15 protein-coding genes are annotated in these 19,285 nt (G+C 60.1%); 6 read left to right on the top strand and 9 right to left on the bottom strand.

Annotated elements, in window-relative coordinates; genetic code table 11:
* Nucleotides 1-4 precede the first annotated feature (4 nt).
* The 5 genes from KGA82_RS16420 to metE all read right to left on the bottom strand — a co-directional run bounded on the left by KGA82_RS16420 (nucleotide 5) and on the right by metE (nucleotide 6,206).
* Nucleotides 5-913: a hypothetical protein gene (locus KGA82_RS16420; protein WP_223451276.1), complete on the bottom strand. Its 909-nt coding sequence runs from the start codon at nucleotides 911-913 to the stop codon at nucleotides 5-7.
* A complete protein-coding gene (locus KGA82_RS16415; RefSeq protein WP_223451274.1) occupies nucleotides 910-1,605 on the bottom strand; it encodes a hypothetical protein in 696 nt (231 codons plus the stop codon). The genes KGA82_RS16420 and KGA82_RS16415 overlap by 4 nt, the downstream gene beginning before the upstream one ends.
* A 99-nt stretch (nucleotides 1,606-1,704) precedes the next feature.
* Complete coding sequence (locus tag KGA82_RS16410) at nucleotides 1,705-2,370, bottom strand: DsbA family oxidoreductase (protein ID WP_223451272.1); 666 nt, start codon at nucleotides 2,368-2,370, stop codon at nucleotides 1,705-1,707.
* Nucleotides 2,371-2,631: 261 nt separating this feature from the next.
* Nucleotides 2,632-3,666, bottom strand: a complete 1,035-nt coding sequence (locus tag KGA82_RS16405) for an alpha/beta fold hydrolase (RefSeq protein WP_223451270.1) — start codon at nucleotides 3,664-3,666, stop codon at nucleotides 2,632-2,634.
* A 227-nt stretch (nucleotides 3,667-3,893) separates the two neighbouring features.
* On the bottom strand, nucleotides 3,894-6,206 hold the full coding sequence (metE, locus tag KGA82_RS16400) for a 5-methyltetrahydropteroyltriglutamate--homocysteine S-methyltransferase (protein ID WP_223451261.1): 2,313 nt from the start codon (nucleotides 6,204-6,206) through the stop codon (nucleotides 3,894-3,896).
* Nucleotides 6,207-6,314: 108 nt separating this feature from the next.
* Between metE and metR the strand changes: the two genes are divergently transcribed.
* Entirely contained in the window at nucleotides 6,315-7,232 is a 918-nt protein-coding gene (gene metR / locus KGA82_RS16395; protein ID WP_008032216.1) for a transcriptional regulator MetR, read from the top strand.
* A gap of 187 nt (nucleotides 7,233-7,419) precedes the next feature.
* Here metR and KGA82_RS16390 read toward each other — a convergent pair whose 3' ends face one another.
* From KGA82_RS16390 to KGA82_RS16375, 4 genes are all read right to left on the bottom strand, one after another.
* Nucleotides 7,420-7,917 (bottom strand): GNAT family N-acetyltransferase, encoded by a 498-nt coding sequence (locus KGA82_RS16390; protein WP_192228626.1) that lies wholly within the window; start codon nucleotides 7,915-7,917, stop codon nucleotides 7,420-7,422.
* 2 nt (nucleotides 7,918-7,919) lie between these two features.
* On the bottom strand, nucleotides 7,920-8,558 hold the full coding sequence (locus KGA82_RS16385) for a LysE family translocator (RefSeq protein ID WP_008032220.1): 639 nt from the start codon (nucleotides 8,556-8,558) through the stop codon (nucleotides 7,920-7,922).
* A 22-nt stretch (nucleotides 8,559-8,580) separates the two neighbouring features.
* The gene (locus KGA82_RS16380; RefSeq protein ID WP_008043577.1) at nucleotides 8,581-9,015 is read right to left on the bottom strand and encodes an NUDIX hydrolase; all 435 of its coding nucleotides are present in this window, start codon (nucleotides 9,013-9,015) and stop codon (nucleotides 8,581-8,583) included.
* A gap of 201 nt (nucleotides 9,016-9,216) precedes the next feature.
* The gene (locus KGA82_RS16375) at nucleotides 9,217-10,596 is read right to left on the bottom strand and encodes an HD domain-containing phosphohydrolase (RefSeq protein WP_223451259.1); all 1,380 of its coding nucleotides are present in this window, start codon (nucleotides 10,594-10,596) and stop codon (nucleotides 9,217-9,219) included.
* A 258-nt stretch (nucleotides 10,597-10,854) separates the two neighbouring features.
* Here KGA82_RS16375 and KGA82_RS16370 point away from each other — a divergent pair, with 258 nt between their 5' ends.
* Genes KGA82_RS16370 through KGA82_RS16350 form a run of 5 tightly spaced genes read left to right on the top strand, consistent with a single transcriptional unit; the run spans nucleotide 10,855 to nucleotide 19,226 of the window.
* Complete coding sequence (locus KGA82_RS16370; protein ID WP_008043573.1) at nucleotides 10,855-13,140, top strand: putative bifunctional diguanylate cyclase/phosphodiesterase; 2,286 nt, start codon at nucleotides 10,855-10,857, stop codon at nucleotides 13,138-13,140.
* Complete coding sequence (locus KGA82_RS16365; RefSeq protein WP_008043572.1) at nucleotides 13,137-15,011, top strand: putative bifunctional diguanylate cyclase/phosphodiesterase; 1,875 nt, start codon at nucleotides 13,137-13,139, stop codon at nucleotides 15,009-15,011. The genes KGA82_RS16370 and KGA82_RS16365 overlap by 4 nt, the downstream gene beginning before the upstream one ends.
* Nucleotides 15,012-15,055: 44 nt before the next feature.
* The gene (locus tag KGA82_RS16360; protein ID WP_207286683.1) at nucleotides 15,056-16,015 is read left to right on the top strand and encodes a cytochrome-c peroxidase; all 960 of its coding nucleotides are present in this window, start codon (nucleotides 15,056-15,058) and stop codon (nucleotides 16,013-16,015) included.
* Nucleotides 16,012-17,823 carry a DAHL domain-containing protein gene (locus tag KGA82_RS16355; protein WP_223451251.1) on the top strand — a complete coding sequence of 604 codons (1,812 nt, stop codon included), beginning with the start codon at nucleotides 16,012-16,014 and terminating at the stop codon, nucleotides 17,821-17,823. Before KGA82_RS16360 ends, KGA82_RS16355 begins: the two co-directional genes overlap by 4 nt.
* Nucleotides 17,820-19,226 (top strand): ATP-binding protein, encoded by a 1,407-nt coding sequence (locus KGA82_RS16350; protein ID WP_223451249.1) that lies wholly within the window; start codon nucleotides 17,820-17,822, stop codon nucleotides 19,224-19,226. The genes KGA82_RS16355 and KGA82_RS16350 overlap by 4 nt, the downstream gene beginning before the upstream one ends.
* Nucleotides 19,227-19,285 lie beyond the last annotated feature (59 nt).

Raw genomic sequence — 19,285 nt, 5'->3', positions numbered from 1 at the left:
GAGGCTAGTGCGCATAAACCTTCTGCAACTGCGCTTGCGTCAGCGCATCTTCGAACGGTACCGGGACTGATTTCACCGCGCCATAGAGGTTGCGGTAACGCCAGTAATTGCCGTTGTTGGCCAGTTGGTAACCGCGCTCGACCACGCGCTGACCATCCAGCACATACCGCAAGGTTTCCTGGGCCGCTTCCGGGGGAGCCGGCAGCATCAGGTCAGCGGCCAGCACGCGCATGGATTCATCGATGCATTCGTCGAGCACAGCGGTGACCTTCGCCAGATCCAGGCTGCCGTCGTCGATGCATTGCTTGCCGCAACGGCGTATCGGCTGACTGGCCACTTCGATGCGCATGCGGTACAGCGCCATCCCGGCAATGTCCTGAACCTGCACCTGATTGATCAGCACAAAACTGCCGCGATCGGGGGTGAGCATCAGTTTGGGTTCGATCACCAGCCGCCCGGTGACTTGCCCTTCGCCCTGCTTCAGTCCTGCCGAGTGCGATGCCTGTTGATAACGCTGTTGCAGACGTTCCTGCAACGGCACGCCGGCGAGCAGATCGGCCATTGGACGTGAATCCTTGAGCGCAACCTTTTCCGCATCGCGCTGCAAGCTGCCACTGCCCATTTGGGTATTGATCAGGCTCGCCACCAGCAGACCGGCCAACCCGGCCGTGTTGCCGGAACTCGCCACCAGGTTATGACTCGACTGTGCAGCCTCCTGCGCCGCCTTGGCGTCAATCACGGTGCTCGCACCGACAAACGCCTGGGGCAACTGCATGTCCACTTTCAGCCCGTGGGCCTGAACGTAGGACGCGGCACTCTGCGACTTGAAACCGGTCTCGGGTGCCGGTTTCTGCGCGCAACCGGCAAGCATCAGCAGGGCCAGCGCGCAGGCCCCCGTAATCGCACACTTCATTGTTCGAACGGCGTGATCATTTGCTGACGGCTATTGTCCATGGCCTGGTAGAAGGCGTTGGACAGGTTGGTGTAGGTCGGTTCATCCCACTCGCCTTGGGCGGCTTGCACTGCAGCGAACGGTTTGAACCACAGCAGTTTGTTGTCGGCCAGATCGACCACCATGCCCTGCCCGCTCACCTGCGCCATCGGCACGCTGGTCGGCACGATGCTGTAATAACTGCGGGTGGCGCCGGTGGCGAAGACATTTACCAGCAGCAGACGATCGACGCCATAAGTGGCTTTGATCGGGGTCAAATCGCGGACCGTGTAGCCTTCACGGAAACTGGTTTCCTTGTAGACCTTCAGGTCTACCGGCTCATTGATGCGCTTGACCTTATAGCCCTTGGCCTGGAGCTTGGCGACGATGGCGTCGGGCAAAGTGTTCAGGTCGCGCACTTGCCACTTTTCAACGTTGTCACTGAGTTTGCTGTTTACGCCCCGATTGATCGCGTAATCGAGAATCCCCTGGTTGCCGGTCAGAGCCAGCACCGGCTCCGGTACCACGGTGATAGCCACGCCGATGGTCGGCTCTTTGGCATCCCAGAATTGTTTATCCAGCGGAACAGGCGGTTGAACGTGGGCGCAGCCGGTGAGGGTCAGGCAGGCAAGCAGTGTCAGCGCCGCCCAAGTGCGAAAAGCATGAAAAGTCATGGATCATGTCCCTATCAATGAAAACGTTGCTGTTTTTGTCGGCAGCAACGGCTGAAACAATAGTGGCACATTGATATATTTGTTTTCAACTGGCGCCGATCAACTGACCTTTCCGCCCTTGACCTCAGTCAAGATCTGGCGGATCGCACCGACAAATGTCTCCATCGGTTGCCCGCCGCTGACTGCGTATTGCCCGTTGAACACCACCGTCGGCACCGAACTCACCCCGCGCGACAGCCACAACTGCTCTTCCTCACGCACCTCTTTGGCGAACTCGTCCGAGGCCAGGATCGCCTCGGCCCGCTGCCGGTCCAGGCCAACGCTTTGCGCGATCTGAGCCAGCTGCGCGTGGTCGGACGGATTGCCGCCCTCCGTGAAATACGCCTTGAACAACGCCTCTTTCAAATTGAACTGCAACCCTTCCAGCCCCGCCCAGTACAGCAAGCGATGCGCATCGAAGGTGTTGTAGATGCGGCTGTTGCCGTCGGTGCGAAAGGCGAACCCGACTTCGGCGCCACGCGCACGGATCATTTCGCGGTTCTTCTGCGACTGCTCCGGGGTCGAGCCGTATTTCTCGGTGATGTGTTCGGTGATGTTCTGCCCTTCCGGGCCCATCTTCGGGTTCAGCTCGAACGGCTGGAAACGGATCTCGGCCTGGACCTCGTCCCCCAGCAGATCCAGGGCACGGGTCAGGCCGTACAGCCCGACAACGCACCAAGGGCAGGACACGTCGCTGACGAAATCGATTTTCAGGGGGGTACTCATCACTCACCTCGCAGGCTGGATACGGGCCGGAAAAGTTGAACGATACACCTGTGGGTCTGAGTACATCTGCTAGAAATTGGTTGGTTGTCAGGCCGTCATCGCTGGCAAGCCAGCTCCTACAAGGTTAAGCGTGTGCACATAGATTTCGGTCAACCCGGTCTGTAGGAGCCGGCTTGCTGGCGATGGGGCCTTCAAACTCTGCGTCGTTGTCGAGGCCGCCTTCGCGGGCAAGCCTCGCTCCTACAATTACAAGGATTGGGGTTACAGGAGGTTGTGTTCGACCACCGGATCGATCTGCGCCCAATGCGAAGTGTCCTCGCGGTGAGCTTGCAAATAGGGCAGCACCGCCGCGAGCAATGGCGCTTTGAAGGCCTCCTGAAAACGATGGGCCAGCCCCGGAATCAACTTCAACTGGCTGCCACGAATATGCGCCGCCAGGTGCACGCCATGCATTACCGGCAACAGCGGATCGGCAGTGCCATGAACCACCAGCGTCGGCACCCGCAGTTGATTGAGCAGTGCCACCCGACTCGGCTCCGCGAGGATCGCCATGATCTGACGCTTCACGCCCTCGGGGTTAAACGCACGGTCATAGGACAGCGCCGCCTGATGCAGCAGCGCTTGCCGATCATCACTCACTGACGGGCTACCCAGTGCCGCCAACAAATCAGCTTGCTGCTCAAGCGCCACTTCACGATTCGGCGCGCCACGCCGCGAAAGCAGTTGCACCAGCGCCGCGTTCGGCGCCGGCAAGCCTTCGGCACCGGAACTGGTCATGATCAGCGTCAGGCTCTCAACCCGCTGCGGCGCCATGGCCGCCATGTGCTGGGCGATCATCCCGCCCATGCTCGCGCCCAGTACGTGGAATTGCTCGACGTGCAAGGCATCCATCAAACCCAGCGCATCGTCGGCCATGTCGGTCAGGGAATACGGCGCCGATACCGGCAAGCCGAGTTTGTAGCGCAGTACTTCGAAGGTCAGGTTGGCGTCGGCAGGCGATTGCCGCCAGGTGGACAGGCCGACATCGCGATTGTCATACCGGATGACCCGAAAACCCTGCTGACACAGCGCAACCACCACCTCGTCCGGCCAGTGAATCAACTGCCCGCCCAGGCCCATCACCAGCAGCAACGCCGGATCGGAGGCGCGACCGATGCTCTGGTACGCCAGGCTCACCTGCGCCAGATCGACCCGTTCGGTCGGAACATTGACATCGCATCGAGACGCCGCAAAGGACGGAAGGCCAAAGAACAACGCAGCCAGGAAGGCCGCCGTTGATAAAAATCGTGCACGCATGAAAAACACCGAAACGCAGAACCCCAGTAGAGCGCGAGTCTGATGAAGTTTGTTGAAGCGCGCTGCCACAGTTACGTGACAGTTTGATGAAGAGTGCTGAACGGTCGTATTCGTCGCGCAGGCAACGATCTGTAGGAGCCGGCTTGCCGGCGATGAACGATAACGCGGTGAGTGCTAATCATCGCGGTGCGGCCATCGCCGGCAAGCCGGCTCCTACAAGGACGGTGTCAGGCCAGCTGACTGCGCAACTGCCGCGCCGCCGCCACCATGTTCACCAATGCCGCTTCAGTCTCCGGCCACGCCCGGGTCTTCAAACCGCAATCCGGGTTCACCCACAACCGCTCTGCCGGAATGCGCTTCACGGCCTTGCTCATCAACTTGACCATCTCGGCCGTGTCCGGCACCCGTGGCGAGTGAATGTCATAGACGCCCGGACCGATGTCATTCGGGTAGTCGAACGCTTCGAAGGCTTCCAGCAATTCCATGTCCGAACGCGAGGTTTCGATGGTGATCACGTCGGCATCCATGTCGGCAATCGCCTTGATCACATCATTGAATTCGCTGTAGCACATGTGCGTGTGGATCTGGGTTTCATCGCGCACGCCGGAGGCGCTCAAGCGGAACGCTTCCACTGCCCAATCGAGGTATTCCTGCCATTGCGCCCGACGCAGTGGCAAGCCTTCGCGGAACGCGGCTTCGTCGATCTGCACGATCTTGATGCCGGCGCTTTCCAGGTCGACCACTTCATCACGCAGGGCCAACGCCAACTGCTGCGCCTGGACTTTGCGCGAAACGTCTTCACGCGGGAACGACCACATCAGCATGGTCACGGGACCGGTGAGCATGCCTTTCATGACCTTGTCGGTCTGGCTCTGCGCGTAGCTGATCCAGTCGACCGTCATGGCTTTCGGACGGCTCAGGTCTCCATAGATGACTGCCGGTTTGACGCAGCGCGAACCGTAGCTCTGGACCCAGCCGAAACGGGTGAACAGGTAGCCGTCCAACTGCTCGGCGAAGTACTCGACCATGTCGTTGCGTTCGGCTTCACCGTGTACCAGCACATCCAGCCCCAGACGTTCCTGGACTTGCACGGCATGGCGAATTTCGTGGTGCATGGCGTCGGTGTAGTCGTTGGCTGACAGCTTGCCTTGCTTGTAGGCCTGTCGCGCCAGACGAATCGAACCGGTCTGCGGGAACGAGCCGATGGTGGTGGTCGGGAATGTCGGCAGTTTCAAGCGTGCACGTTGTTGCTCGATGCGTTTGGCGAACGGCGATTGGCGTTGGCTGTCCGCTGCACTGATGGCATTGATGCGGGCTTGCACTTCGGTTTTGTGAATACGCGGCGACTCGACACGACTGGCCTGAATTGCTCGGCTTTGAGCCAGCGCGGTTTGCACTTTGGGCGATTGCGGATCGTTGAGCGCGTCGCGCAGCACGGCGATTTCGCCACACTTCTGCACCGCAAACGCCAGCCAGCTTTTCAGTTCCGGATCGAGTTTGTCTTCGCGTTCCAGGTCTACCGGGCTGTGCAGCAGCGAGCAGGAACTGCTGACCCACAGGTTGTCGCCGAAACGCTCCTGGGCCAATTGCAGTTGTGCGAGCACCGGTTCCAGTTCGCAGCGCCAGACGTTGCGGCCGTTGACCAGGCCCACCGAAAGAATCTTGTAGGTCGGCAGACGATCGAGCACGTGCAGCAGTTGGTCGGGGGCGCGCACCGCATCGATGTGCAAACCTTGTACAGGCAAGCCGACGGCCAGGCCGAGGTTGTCTTGCAGGCCACTGAAGTAGGTCGCCACCAGCTTTTTCAACGGCGAATACTGGAGGATGTGGTAGGCGCGTTCGAAGGCATTTTTCCATTCTTGCGGCAGGTCGAGGGTCAGGATCGGTTCGTCGATCTGCACCCACTCCACGCCTTGTGCGGCGAGGCGGCCGAGGATTTCACCGTAGATCGGCAGCAGGTGCTCCAGCAGGTCGAGCTTGTCGAAGTCGTTGCCTTTGGCCTTGCCCAGCCACAGGTAAGTCAGCGGGCCGATGATCACCGGTTTGACGTTGTGGCCAAGGGCCTTGGCTTCGTCGACTTCGTCGAACAGCTGTTCCCAGCTCAGCTTGAACTGCTGGTCAGCGCTGAATTCCGGGACCAGGTAGTGGTAGTTGGTGTCGAACCACTTGGTCAGTTCCTGGGCGTATTGCGCTTTGCTGTGTTCGCCACCGCAGCAAGTGGTGGTGGCGCCACGGGCCATGGCGAACAGCGTGTCGAGGGTCGGCAGGCCCCTGGCATTCTTGGCGCTGTCGAAACGCTCCGGGATCACACCGAAGGTCAGGGAATGCGTCAGGACCTGGTCGTACCAGGCGAAGTCGCCGACCGGCAGCAGGTCGATGCCGGCGTCTTTCTGTAATTGCCAGTGGGTGGCGCGCAGTTGGCGGCCGACGCTCTTCAGCGCGTCCTGATCGAGATCGCCCTTCCAGTAAGATTCGAGGGCTTTTTTCAGTTCGCGGTCAGCGCCGATGCGTGGAAAACCAAGTGTGTGGGCCAGAGCCATGGTGAGTTTCTCCTTGTAAAAGATGGCGCTATTGTCGACAGCCAACCCAACATGAGACAAACTCAACCTTTTCGTGTTGATCACAAGTTTTCCTCATGGAGCCCTCCGGTGCTTGAAATCCGTCACTTGAAGACCCTGCACGCCTTGCGCGAAGCCGATAGCCTGGTCGATGCCGCCGACCGCCTGCACCTGACGCAGTCGGCGCTGTCCCACCAGTTCAAGGAGCTGGAAGAGCGCATGGGCATGCCGCTGTTCGTGCGCAAGACCAAACCGGTGCGCTTCACCAGTGCCGGTTTGCGCCTGCTGCAACTGGCCGACGCCACCCTGCCGCTGCTGCGCGGCGCCGAGCGTGATATCGCGCGGCTGGCCGGTGGCACCGCCGGGCGCTTGCACATGGCGATCGAGTGCCACAGTTGCTTTCAGTGGCTGATGCCGACCATCGACCAGTTCCGCGATGCCTGGCCGGAAGTCGAGCTGGACCTGGCCTCGGGCTTCTCTTTCGCGCCGCTGCCGGCGTTGGCCCGTGGTGATCTGGATCTGGTGGTGACCTCCGATCCGCTGGAACTGGCCGGGATCACGTATGTGCCGTTGTTCACTTATGAAGCCATGCTCGCGGTTGCCAATCAGCACCGTTTGGCGAACAAGGCGTACATCGTTCCGGAGGATTTGCTCACGGAAACCCTGATCACTTACCCGGTGGAACGTGACCGGCTGGACATCTTCACCCGCTTCCTGGAGCCGGCCGACATCGAACCGGCCCAGGTCCGCACCTCGGAACTGACGGTGATGATGATGCAGTTGGTTGCCAGCGGTCGTGGCGTGTGCGGCATGCCGCACTGGGCGTTGCATGAATACAGTTCACGGGGCTACGTGAAGGCCAAGCGGCTGGGCGAGAAGGGATTGTTTGCGACGTTGTACGCGGCGGTTCGTGCGGACATGCTGGATGCGCCGTATATGCGCGACTTCCTGCTGACGGCAAAAGATACGTCGTTCTCGACCTTGGACGGGGTCAGCGCCGTCCGCTAGCACAACACGGACTTGTAGGAGCCGGCTTGCTGGCGATGGCGGTGTATCAGGCGCCATTGATATTGACTGATCCACCGCCATCGCCAGCAAGCCGGCTCCTACAGGGGATCGTGGTGTATTCGGATTTCGTGTCGCATATGGATCGTGGTGGATTCAGATTTCGCGTCGCATATGGATCGTGGTGTGTTCAGATCTCGCGCCACATATGAATCTTGTCGAAGTAGTCCTCGCCCACCCGCACCGCCAGCGGTTCGAGGCCGAACTGGATGAAGCCGCATCGCTGGTACAGGTTGAACGCCGCGTCATTGCCGGCGGTAACGGTCAGTTGAATCAGCCTCAAGCCCGGGTGGGTTTGCGCTTCGGCCAACGCTGCCTGCACCAGTTGATAACCGAGCCCGCGCTGGCGGACCTGACTGGACACGTACATGCCAAACAGCGTCGCCTTGTGCCGGGCCTTTTCCCGAGGATCGAAGGCAAGGCCGACGATGCCCGCCAACTTCCCCTCCTCAAACGCCCCGAACACCACATCGAGCTTGCTGGTCAGGCGCGACTCCCACCAGCTCAGCGGCATCGTGGCGCGTTCGCGCACGGTGGAGGTAAACGCCTGGGGATGCAGGTCGTAGGCTTCGAGCATCAACGCCCGATAGTCCAGGGCATGGCTGGCATCAAGCCGTTCAATCCACATGTTCACGCCGTCCGTCGTTGCTCAAGCATCAGCCGTACGGCCAGCGCCGCCAACACAAACCCCATGAAGTAACGCTGCACCGCCAGCCAGGTCGGGTTGTTGACGAACCACGACGCGATGCCGGCGGCGAACACCGCGATCAGCAGGTTGACGCTGAAACTGACGCTGATCTGGGTCAGGCCGAGGATGATGCTTTGGTTGAACACCGAACCGTGTTCAGGGGTGATGAATTGCGGAAACACCGAGAGGTAAAACACCGCGATTTTCGGGTTCAGGGCGCTGGTCAAAAAGCCCATGGTGATCAGTTTGCGCGAGGAATCCGGCGGCAACTGCTGTGCCTCGAACGGCGAACGCGCGCCCGGTTTGACCGCCTGCCAGGCCAGCCACACCAGGTACAGCGCGCCGGCCCACTTCAACACTTCATAAGCCATCGGCACCGCGAGGAACACCGCAGTCAATCCCGCTGCCGCAGCGAACAGGTGCACAAAAAAGCCCGCCACCACACCGAGCAACGAAGTGACTCCGGCCTTGCGCCCCTGGCAGATCGAACGAGAGATCAGGTAGATCATGTTCGGTCCCGGCGTCAGTACCATCAGCAACGCGGCAGCGGCGAAGATCAGCAAGTCTTGAAGCGGGATCATGGCGGTTCCTTGGCGTGAATGATCAGGCGATTGCGCTCAGCGAGGCTCGATAAAACGGCAGGATCAGGTCGCGTGTCAATGGCGCCAGCGTCACATCGCCGTCGGTGGCGGGGTCGATCCAGCGCACCTCTTCGATTTCCGCCGCAGGCGATACGTCTGAATCGATGGTCAGCAGAAAGAGTTCGGCCTGTACGACAAAACCTGGCTCGTTGGCGGCCGGTGCCGAGAACTGCCCCAGATAAGTGGCGTGCGCCGGATCGATGGCCAATCCCAACTCTTCTTCCAGCTCACGCACCAGGGCGTGAACCGGTTGTTCATGGGCTTCGATCTTGCCGCCCGGTTGCATGAAAGCTTCAGTGCCACGTTTACGCACCAGCAGCGTGCGACCGTCAGGGCCGATCAACAGGGCGGCGGCGATGTGGATGATGCGGGGGGAAGTGGCGGATGCAAGCGTCATGAGTGAGGCGTGGCCTTGGCTGAAAGGTGCAAGCATCACATGAGTGGCGGGACATCGTCACGCCGAAAAAACCTCTGGCAGAGCATACCCGCCCCTTGTAGGAGCGAGCTTGCTCGCGATGATCGTCAACGATAACGCGGTAGGCCTGGCAGCCCGCAGCGTTCTCAGGTTCATCGCGAGCAGGCTCGCTCCTACAGAGGGTCAGTGCTGAGCCTGGGGAACCTGTTCCATCTCGAGAATCGCGCCGTTCACTTCTTCCGGCACCTTCACGAAAATGCTGTATTTCGCGCCCTCCATGGCCTCGAAGGCGATCAGCTTTTCCACCAGCGGTCCGTTCAGCACCTTGCCGGCGTTGAGCAACAGCATGCCGTTGTCGGCGTTGAGGTTGCGCGCCAGGACCATCCCTGCCGCCAATTCCCGGGTGGTCATGACCTTGACCATCGGATCGGCCAGGGACACATCGCTCAGGTACGCGGCACACACCTTGATGAAATCCTCCACCATCTCGGGGTCGTAGAGTTTTCCGGCATAGCTGCGGATATACACCAGCGCCTCATCGCTGTTCATCTGCCGTTCCAGGATCAACCCGCGCTGCAACTCGATGAAATCCACTGCCAGTTTCAACAGCCGGGAACCGATCGGTATCGCCTCGCCCTTGAGCCGGTCGGGAAAACCGCTACCGTCCCAACGCTCCTGATGGTGAAGAATCAGACGGGCAGCGTCCTTCATCGGGTCGAGCGTCATCAACAGGGATTCGCTCTGCTTCGGGTAATTGCGATAACGCTCGCGATCATTGTGATGCAACAGGTCCGCGGGGGCGGTCATCATGCTGTCGGTCCAGCTCAGCTTGCCGATGTTGTAGAGCGCCGCCGCCATGGTCAGGTCGCGGCTGGTGCCTTCGTCCAGGCCATGAAGTTTGCAGTACACCCGCACCAGCTCGATGATCTGGCGGTTGGTCTGCTTGGCCGGCGGCATGCGCAGGTTGGCCAGCAGCGAGAACATTTCGGTGCCGGTGACATAGCTGTGCTTGAGCTCTTCATAGGCCAGGTCGAGCATGTCGGCGGTCTGCTGCAGCTCAGCGGTGCGGGAGGCGACGCGTTTGTCCAGGGTGATGTTGAGCAGCTTCAATTCCTGGTTCTGATCCCACGTTTCCTGGACCAGACGCAACCGTTCACGCTCGGAATGCTGATACGCGAGTGATTGTCGCAGTACCAGCAGCATTTCCTCATCGTGCCAGGGCTTGCTGATGTAACGGTGAATCTGCCCGTCATTGATGGCTTTGATAATGGCTGACGGATCGGCATAACCGGTCAACATGATGCGCACGGTATCGGGGTAATGCTGATGGATGAGGGCCAGCAGCGTGGCGCCGTCCATGTTGGGCATGCGTGCGTCACTCATCACCAGGTCGATGGGCTGCTGCGCCATGATTTCCAAGGCCTGGGCGCCGCTGGTGGCCAGCAACACGTCGTAGGGCTGGCCGCGCAACAGTCGACGCAGGCTATTGAGGATGGACTCCTCATCGTCGACCAGCAGCACTTTGGGTTTATAGGTGGACCTCGTGGGGAGTTGCTCTTCCATGGCATTACCTCGGGCGAAAACGGTTACAGCGATATGTCGGGAACCGGGCAAACATCCCCTATTGCCGGATCCTGACCTACAGGCTAGATGATTTTCGACCCACCACTGCAATGATTCGTTTCAGTCGGTTGCGCGAAGTCTGATCCGGGCGACTATGCTCACGTCACTCGGATCCATTATCTGTACGCTCGGCCAAGTGGTCAGGGAAAGGATGCCCCTTATGAACACGGTGTATCAAAACGCTGTCGGTCCCGGCATATGGCGATGAATACGCTGTTGTCGCGGACCAATCGTCGGATTCTTATCGTCGACGACACCGCTTCAATCCACGAGGACTTCATCAAGATCCTCAGCCCGCCTTCGTTTGACGACGACAGCCTGACCAGCGCTGAAAATGCCCTGTTCGGCACCACGGCGGCCATCACGTTGCAGAGCTTCATCCTAGATTCGGCGTTTCAGGGCCTTGAAGCACTGGACAAGGTCGAGACGGCCCTGGCCAACGACCTGCCTTATGCGATGGCCTTCATCGACATGCGCATGCCGCCGGGCTGGGACGGCCTGGAAACCATCGAACGGCTGTGGCAGGTCGATCCGAAGCTGCAAGTGGCGCTTTGCACGGCCTACTCCGACTATTCCTGGGAAGACATCGACGAGCGCCTGGAACTCGGCGACCGCCTGCTGATTCTCAAGAAACCGTTCGATGCCATCGAAATCCGCCAGATGGCCAGCGCGCTGACCGCCAAGTGGCAAATGACCGAAGACGCGGCGCTGAAGATGTCGCTGCTCGAACAAGCGGTCGAGGAGCGTACCCGGGAACTGTCCGATGCCAACATCATCGTGCAGAACAGCCCGACCATTCTCTATCGGTTGCGGGGCGAACCGTCGTTTCCACTGATGTACATCTCGCACAACATCACCAAATACGGGCATGTCGCGGCGAAACTGGTGGCCTCGGCCAACTGGGCCCGGGAGCTGATTCATCCTGACGATCAAGCGAAGGTCGACACGGCGATGGCGCGGGTGCTGGACCGCCATGCCGCCGGAGCGTCCATCGAGTTTCGGATGCGCACTGGCGAAGGGGCCTGGCGTTGGGTGGAAAACCGCTACATCCCGGTGCGCGACGATGAAGGCCGCCTGCTGGAAGTCGAAGGCATCATCATCGACATCACCGAGCGCAAGCTGGCCGAGGAGAAAATCTTCCTGCTGGCGCGCACCGACGGGCTGACCGGGCTGGTCAACCGCGCGACGCTGATCGAACGGCTGCACCAGGCTTTCGCCGCTGCGCGTCGTGGCGCGACCCCGTTTGCCATCTTTTATCTGGACCTGGATCACTTCAAACGCATCAACGATACCCTCGGGCACCCGGTGGGCGATCTGTTGCTGCAAGAAGTCGCCCGTCGGATCAAGGCGTGCGTACGTGAGAACGATATCGTCGCCCGCCTTGGCGGCGACGAGTTCGCGATCCTGCAACTGGACGTCAGCGACCCGACCCACTCCGCGTCCCTGGCCACCAAGGTCCGCGACGCGCTGGTGCTCCCCTACTCCCTGGCCGGCAACGATGTCCGGGTGTCGGTCAGCATCGGCATCAGCAGCTACAGCCCTGCCTGCACCAGCGCCGACGGCCTGCTGACCCAGGCCGACATGGCGCTCTATCGCTCCAAGGAAAAGGGCCGAAACCAGTACCACTTCCACTCCGAAGAGATCAATCAGGAGATGGTCGAGCGCATGACCATCGCCAGCGAATTGAGAGAGGCCATCGAGCACGATGAACTCGAACTGCGTTACTGGCCGGAAGTGGACCTGAGCAGCGGCAAGATCCTCGGGATGGAAGCGCAGGTCACCTGGAATCACCCCGGGCGCGGCTTGCTGGAAGCCTCCGCGTTCCTGCCCGCCGCCGAAAAGACCGGCACCATCATCGCCCTCGGTCACTGGGTACTCGATCGCGCCTGCCGGCAAATGCGCCAGTGGCGGGATGAAGGTGTCGCGCCACCGGTGATTGCGATCAAGCTGTCCCTGGCCCAGCTCAAGAGCGGCCCGGAACTGATTTATGACGTGCTGCGCACCACCGCGCGCTGGGAGCTCTGCGCCTGGGACCTGCGCTTCGACGTCACCGAGGCGACGCTGGCCCAGACCAAATGGACCCACAACGATGTGCTGCCGCGCCTGCGGGAGCTGGGGGTGAAGATTGCCATCGACGACTTCGGCACCGAGTATTCGTCGTTCGATTACCTCAAGACCTATCAGGTCAATCACCTGAAGCTCGCTCAACCGTTCATCGATACCGCCGCCCGCGACCCGGCCAGTGCCAACACCTTGCGCGCCATTATCAATTTCGCCCGGGAGGTAGGGATCGGAATCATCGCCGAAGGTGTCGAAACCCAGGAACAGCGCAGTTCATTGATGGCCACCGGGTCGCCGATGAACGCCCAGGGTTACTTCTTCAGCAAAGCGGTCAGCAGCCAGCAGGCCGCCGAGCTGCTGAAAGCCGGAAGCATCGTGCCGATCCGGGACAACCCGCACCGGTCCACGGAGGACAAAGGATGAAAGTGCCTTGCGTGCGGACCAACCGGCGCATCCTGATCGTCGACGACACGCCTTCGATTCATGATGACTTCCGCAAGATCCTCGGCCCCGAAACCGACGATGAACAGACCCTCGCTGGCACAGAAGCCGCACTGTTCGGCACGCCGCACACGGATCGCCTGACGTTTCAGCTCGACTCGGCGTACCAGGGCCAGGAAGCCCTCGAACTGGTCAAACACGCATTGGCTGAAGGCCGCCCCTATGCGCTGGTGTTCACCGACATGCGCATGCCGCCGGGCTGGGACGGCCTGGAAACCATCAAGCAAATGTGGCAAGCCGACCCGCACCTGGAAATCGCGCTGTGCACCGCTTTTTCGGATTACACCTGGGAAGCCATGACCGAACGACTGGAGTTCGGCGACCAGATGCTGGTGCTGAAAAAGCCCTTCGACAGCCTGGAAATCCGCCAGATGGCCAGTGCCCTGACCTGGAAATGGCAGATGGCGCAGGACGCGGCGATGAAAGTGCTGAGCCTGGAGCAAACCATCGAGGCGCGGGTTCACGAGCTGCTCAAGGTGTCGCACTTGCTGCAGTACGACGTGTTGACCGAGTTGCCCAACAGCACGTTGCTGGGTGACCGGTTGAACCAGTCGCTGGCCCTTTCACGACGCAATGACAAACAACTGGCGGTGATGTTTCTGGGGCTCGACCGCTTCAAGCGCATCAACAATGCGCTCGGCCATCCGGCCGGAGACGAGATGTTGAAACAGGTCAGTCGCAATCTGGTGGCCACCGTGCGCGAGTCGGATTCGGTGTTTCGCTATGGCTCCGACGAGTTCGTGGTCATCCTCGCCGACATTCGCCACCCTCAACAGACCAGGGGCATCGCCGAAAAACTCTTGAACGCCATTCGCATCCCCCTGCATATCGCTGGCCACGACTTGAGCGTGACCGCGAGCCTGGGCATCAGCATTTATCCCGATGATGGCCTCGAAGCGATCGAGCTGATCAAAAAAGCCGAGACCGCGATGCGCAACATCAAGGAAATCGGCCCGAATGATTTCAGCTTTTTCATCGATGAAATGAACCAGCGCGCCAGGGATCAGCAAAGTATCGAAACCGGTATTCGCCTGGCGCTGGAGCGCAACGAGTTTGTCCTGCATTACCAACCCAAACTGGACCTGAGCAGTGGTCAGGTGGTTGGCGCCGAAGCGTTGATCCGCTGGCAGAAACCGGGGCACGGGTTGATCTACCCATCGGAGTTCATCGGTGTGGCCGAAGACAGCGGTCTGATCGTGCCGCTGAGCAAATGGGTGCTGGCCGAGGCCTGCCGGCAGGCCTGCGCCTGGCAAGCCGAAGGGCTGCCAAAAATATGCATGTCGGTGAATATGTCGGCCATCGATTTCCGCCAGCGCGACTTTGTCGACGGCATCGGACTGACCCTCGAACAAACCGGCCTGGAACCGGCGTTGCTGGAACTGGAAATCACCGAAGGCGTGTTGATGCAAAACATCGACACCACCGTCACCGCCCTGACCCGACTCAAGGTCATGGGTATCCGGCTGGCCATTGATGACTTCGGCACCGGCTACTCCAGCCTCAGCTATTTGCGGCGTTTTCCCATCGACGTGTTGAAAATCGACCAGTCGTTCATTCGCGGTTTGAGCACCGACAGCAACGACGCCGCACTGGTCAGCGCCATCATCAGCCTGGGCCGCAGCCTCAAGCTGACCATCATCGCCGAAGGGGTGGAAACCCTCGAACAGCTGGATTTCCTCAAGGCCCATCGATGTGAAGAAGGCCAGGGTTACTACTTCAGCAAAGCCGTCGAACCGGACGCCTTCGCCCGATACCTTGAGTCGGTGAAACCTGCTCCATTTACCGCCACGTGAACGATGCGCAACGACACACGGGCTATCAGCCAAGGAATTATCAGATGTCGCCGTCCATTCACTACCTGCTCCTGGTGCCGCTGCTCGGGTTCTGTCTGAGCACCGTCGCCGCGCCGCTGGACGAACCCCTCAAGCCACTGCCAACGGCGCCTGCACAGAATCCTCTGCGCGTCGAACTCGGTCGCCAGTTGTTCAATGAAACACGGTTGTCGGTCAACAACACGCTGTCCTGCGCCAGCTGCCATCGACTGGAAAACGGCGGGGCCGATACCCAGGCGTTTTCCATCGGCTTCGCCGGTCAGCCAGTGACGATCAACACCCCCAGCGTGTTCAACGCCACCCTGAATTTCCGGCAGTTCTGGAACGGGCGCGCCGACACCCTGGAATCCCAGGTCCATGAAGTGGTGAAAAGCCCCAGCGAAATGGGCAGCAACTGGGAGCACGTAGTGGAAGTGCTGTCCGCAGACACGGGTTACCGCAGCGCATTTACCAACGCCTACCCGGACGGCGTGACCATGAACAATGTGCAAAACGCCCTGGCCACTTACGAACGAACGCTGCTCAGCAGCAACTCGCGGTTTGATCAGTATCTGCTGGGTAACACCGACATCCTCACGACCGAGGAAAAGTACGGCTACCAACGCTTCAAGGATTATGGCTGCATCGCCTGCCATCAAGGCGTGAACATCGGCGGCAACATGTTCCAGAAGTTCGGCGTCATGGGCGATTACTTCAAGGTTCGCGGCAACCCGACCGACTCCGACCTGGGTCGCTATCTGGTGACCAAGGATGAAGAGGACCGCAACGTGTTCAAGGTACCGAGCCTGCGCAATGTCGCGGTGACCGCACCGTATTTTCACGACGGCTCGGCCAACACGCTGGAAGAGGCGGTGGACGTGATGTTCAAGTTCCAGCTCGGTCGCATTCCTTCCGCCGAGGACAAAACCCTGATCATCAAATTCCTCAAGACCCTGACCGGTGAATGGGGAGGCAAACCCTTATGAAAATGTCCCGCCGTCGCAGCCTCGCACTGCTGGGCGTCGTCGCTTTGTTACTGGCCTCGACGCTGCTGTTCCTGTACCTCAAGTCGAATTCGAACGAGACGTCGGCCTACGCCGAATCCCGGGACCTGATCGGCCGGATCAAACAGCTCAACGCGCAATGGGAAACCGAGATTCTCAAGGCCAGGATCGCCACCAACCACAACTACGATCCGTTGGTCGCACCGCTGACCGAGATGACAAAGCTGTGGGAGCGGTTCGACACCATGGAGTCGAACCACGGCCGCAACGACTCGCCGATCTGGCGCGCCAGCCATGATGCGTACCTGGCCGCCATCGAGGAAAAGACCCGGCTGGTGGAGCAGTTCAAGTCCCACAACGCGCTGCTGCGCAACTCACTGGCGTTCCTGCCCACCGCCGAGGACGACATTCAGGAGCCCTTGGCCCGGTTAGTCGATGGCGACAAACTGCAACTGCAGAACATCGCCACCGACACTTACGATTTGCTGCTCAGCAGCCTGGAGTTCGCCCAGGTCACTTCCGACGACAAGGCCGCTGACATTCTGGTCGGGCTGAACAAGCTAGGGGTGAACAAGCTGCGCCTGCCCGAGCAGTTTCACAGCCCGATCGATATTCTGAGCACCCACATTTCACTGATTCTGCGCGAACAACCGGTGGTCAACCGCTTGCTGGGAAATATCGAAGCGATTCCCGTCGCCGAGCGTCTGGACGACATCACCAGCCTGTTGAACAAGGACCAGCAACAGGCCGATGTGGTCGAGCAGCGTTATCACTTTTACATGCTGGTGTTCTCGGTGTTGCTGGTCCTGTTGCTGGTGTACCTGGCCATTCACTTGATGCGCAGTTTCAGCATCATCAATCGCGTCAACAGAGCCCTGAAAAACGCCAATGACGAACTGGAATTGCGGGTAGAAGAACGCACCCGAGAACTCAAGGATACCCAGAGCGAGCTGCTCGACACCGCGCGCCAGGCCGGCATGGCCGAGATCGCCACCAACGTGCTGCACAACGTCGGCAACGTGCTCAACAGCGTCAACATCTCGGCCGACCTGGTCTCGCGCAAACTGCGCGCCAGCAAGGCCCAGGGGCTGGGCAAAGCCATGCAATTGATCAACGAACACCCCGGCGACCTCGGCACCTTCCTGACCCAGGACGAGAAAGGCAAGTTGCTGCCCGGCTACCTCAACCAACTGGTCGAAGCCATCGCCCTCGAACAGCAAGGCATGAGCGACGAACTGGCCCAACTGAGCAAAAGTGTCGACCACATCAAGGACATCGTCGCCACCCAGCAATCCTACGCGGGCGCCAACAGCCTGGTGGAGCCGCTGCACATCAGCGAATTGCTGGAGGATGCCCTGCGCATGAACTCCGGCGCGCTGACCCGGCATCACGTCACGGTGGTCAAGGAGTACGGCGAGGTGCCGCAGGTCATGGGCGACAAGCACCGGTTGCTGCTGATCCTGATCAACCTGATCAGCAACGCAAAGTACGCGATGTCCGACCTCAGCAACCGCCCGCGACAGATGACCCTCGGGGTCAAAGTGGTCGACGACGCCACGCTGCAAGTCAGCGTCAAGGATGACGGCGAAGGCATCGCCCCGGAAAACATGACGCGCATCTTTGCCCACGGCTTTACCACCCGCAAGGAAGGTCACGGCTTTGGTCTGCACAGTTGCGCACTGGCAGCCATCGAGATGAATGGCCACCTCACCGCCCACAGTGACGGGCCGGGCAAGGGCGCACTGTTCACCCTGCAGATCCCGCTGAAAACCGTCATGGAGGAGGCATGAGCGAATTGTCGAACCGCCGCATTTTGCTGATCGATGACACGCCGTCCATTCATGTGGATTTCCGCAAGATCCTCACGCCGACGCCCGTACAGACCGTCGAGCTGGACGAGATGGAGGCCGCGCTGTTCGGCAGTGAAGTGAAATCCGCCCGCGCGCTGTTCGAGCTGGATTCGGCGTATGGCGGCCAAGAGGGTCTGGGCAAACTCCAAGAAGCCTTGCAGCAAAACCAGCCCTACGCGCTGGCCTTCGTCGACATGCGCATGCCCGAAGGCTGGGACGGCGCACAAACCATCGAGCATCTGTGGCAGGAAGACCCGCGCTTGCAAGTGGTGGTGTGTACCGCCTACTCCGACTATTCCTGGGATGAACTGCTGGACCGTTTGCAGGCGCACGACCGTCTGCTGATTCTGAAAAAACCGTTCGACAACATTGAAGTCCAGCAGATGGCCAACACCTTGCTGACCAAATGGGACATGACCGAACGGGCCTTTGTGCAGATGAGCCACCTGGAGCATCTGGTGGACCAGAGAACGACACAGTTCAAACAGGCCAGTGAGGCATTGCAACGGGAAATCGACGAACGCAAACAGCTTGAATCGCAATTGGTGCAGTCGGAAAAACTCGCGTCACTGGGGCAACTGGCGGCCGGCGTCGCCCATGAAATCAACAACCCCATCGGCTTCATTTCCTCCAACCTCGGCACCCTCGATGGCTATTTCAAACAGCTGCAGGAAATGCTCGACGCTTATCGGGATGCGGAAGAGGCAATAGGTTCCAGCGAGCTGGTCGAGCGCTTGCAACAGCTGCGTGAGCGGATCGAACTGGAATTCCTGCGCGACGACATCCCCTTGCTGATCAAGGAATCCAAGGACGGCATCAGCCGCGTCGGGCAGATCGTCAAAGACCTGAAGGAATTCTCGCGGGTGGACTCCAACCAGGAATGGCAGTGGGCGAATCTGCAGCAAGGCATCGAATCGACGCTGAACATCGTGGCCAATGAACTGAAGTACAAGGCCGATGTGGTGAAGGACTATCAAACGCTTCCCGACATCGAATGCCTGCCCTCGCAGATCAACCAGGTGATCATGAACCTCATCGTCAACGCCTCGCAGGCCATCGGCCCGGAACGCGGCACCCTCACCCTGCGCACGGGGATCGACGGTGAAAAGGTGTGGATCGAAGTCGCCGACACCGGCACCGGCATCCCGCCGGCCAGCCTGCAAAAAATCTTCGACCCGTTCTTCACCACCAAACCGGTGGGCCAGGGGACCGGGCTGGGGTTGTCCCTGTCCTATGGCATCGTGAAGAAACACCGGGGGGATATTTCGGTAGTGAGTGAAGTCGGCGTTGGCAGCACTTTCCGCGTCGAATTGCCGATCCACCAATCAAAACCCACTGCCTGAACACGCCCCCCTGTAGGAGCTGGCTTGCCAGCGATGGCAATCTCAAGACCTGCGTAAAT

The sequence above is a fragment of the Pseudomonas sp. BF-RE-22 genome, from assembly GCF_019956155.1.
Classification (GTDB): Bacteria; Pseudomonadota; Gammaproteobacteria; order Pseudomonadales; family Pseudomonadaceae; genus Aquipseudomonas; species Aquipseudomonas migulae.
The sequence above is the reverse complement of the archived record's forward strand: the minus strand, read 5'-3'. Positions and strand labels throughout refer to the sequence as shown.

What these genes read in the sequence shown, in the direction of transcription:
- KGA82_RS16420 (WP_223451276.1), bottom strand. Translation starts at nt 913, where the DNA reads ATGAAGTGTGCGATTACGGGGGCCTGCGCGCTGGCCCTGCTGATGCTT.
- KGA82_RS16415 (WP_223451274.1), bottom strand. Translation starts at nt 1,605, where the DNA reads ATGACTTTTCATGCTTTTCGCACTTGGGCGGCGCTGACACTGCTTGCC.
- KGA82_RS16410 (WP_223451272.1), bottom strand. Translation starts at nt 2,370, where the DNA reads ATGAGTACCCCCCTGAAAATCGATTTCGTCAGCGACGTGTCCTGCCCT.
- KGA82_RS16405 (WP_223451270.1), bottom strand. Translation starts at nt 3,666, where the DNA reads ATGCGTGCACGATTTTTATCAACGGCGGCCTTCCTGGCTGCGTTGTTC.
- metE (WP_223451261.1), bottom strand. Translation starts at nt 6,206, where the DNA reads ATGGCTCTGGCCCACACACTTGGTTTTCCACGCATCGGCGCTGACCGC.
- KGA82_RS16390 (WP_192228626.1), bottom strand. Translation starts at nt 7,917, where the DNA reads ATGTGGATTGAACGGCTTGATGCCAGCCATGCCCTGGACTATCGGGCG.
- KGA82_RS16385 (WP_008032220.1), bottom strand. Translation starts at nt 8,558, where the DNA reads ATGATCCCGCTTCAAGACTTGCTGATCTTCGCCGCTGCCGCGTTGCTG.
- KGA82_RS16380 (WP_008043577.1), bottom strand. Translation starts at nt 9,015, where the DNA reads ATGACGCTTGCATCCGCCACTTCCCCCCGCATCATCCACATCGCCGCC.
- KGA82_RS16375 (WP_223451259.1), bottom strand. Translation starts at nt 10,596, where the DNA reads ATGGAAGAGCAACTCCCCACGAGGTCCACCTATAAACCCAAAGTGCTG.
- KGA82_RS16370 (WP_008043573.1), top strand. Translation starts at nt 10,855, where the DNA reads ATGGCGATGAATACGCTGTTGTCGCGGACCAATCGTCGGATTCTTATC.
- KGA82_RS16365 (WP_008043572.1), top strand. Translation starts at nt 13,137, where the DNA reads ATGAAAGTGCCTTGCGTGCGGACCAACCGGCGCATCCTGATCGTCGAC.
- KGA82_RS16360 (WP_207286683.1), top strand. Translation starts at nt 15,056, where the DNA reads ATGTCGCCGTCCATTCACTACCTGCTCCTGGTGCCGCTGCTCGGGTTC.
- KGA82_RS16355 (WP_223451251.1), top strand. Translation starts at nt 16,012, where the DNA reads ATGAAAATGTCCCGCCGTCGCAGCCTCGCACTGCTGGGCGTCGTCGCT.
- KGA82_RS16350 (WP_223451249.1), top strand. Translation starts at nt 17,820, where the DNA reads ATGAGCGAATTGTCGAACCGCCGCATTTTGCTGATCGATGACACGCCG.